The 462-nt window shown below is 37.9% G+C and carries 1 protein-coding gene and 1 pseudogene; both read left to right on the forward strand.

The genetic code is table 11. The features are described from left to right. Positions 1-275 (forward strand): glycine cleavage system protein H (locus AB671_RS14275; protein ID WP_066681406.1); only part of this gene is annotated, 275 nt, incomplete at its 5' end. 6 nt (positions 276-281) lie between these two features. Then, positions 282-462: pseudogene (locus AB671_RS14280) on the forward strand (glycine cleavage system aminomethyltransferase GcvT); the annotation flags it as partial.

The following is a 462-nucleotide window of genomic DNA, read 5'->3' on the forward strand; positions in this document are numbered from 1 at the left end:
GAGATATAGTATATGTTGAAATAGAAACCCTTGGGGAAATCTTAAAACAACATGGGATATTTGGAACAATTGAAGCTGTAAAGACAGTATCTGACCTTTTCCTACCCATTGCGGGAAAAATATTGGAGATCAATCCCAAATTAGAAGCCAATCCTGAACTCGTAAATTCTGATCCTTATGGAGAGGGGTGGATGATAAAAATTAAAATGGCAAACCTCTTTGATACAGAATGGCTACTGAGACCTGATGTATATAAATGTCTAATAGGATTATAATACAATATGGAGCCTGTAAAAACAAAGAAAACAGCATTTAATGCAATCCATCACATCCTTGGTGGGAAAATGGTAGAATATGCCGGTTTTGAAATGCCGGTCCAGTACAAAGGAGTAACGTGCGAGCATGAAACGGTAAGAAGCAGTGTTGGAGTTTTTGATGTGTCACATATGGGAGAGATCTCGA

The organism is Chryseobacterium sp. BGARF1 (assembly GCF_001677955.1).
Lineage (GTDB): Bacteria > Bacteroidota > Bacteroidia > Flavobacteriales > Weeksellaceae > Chryseobacterium.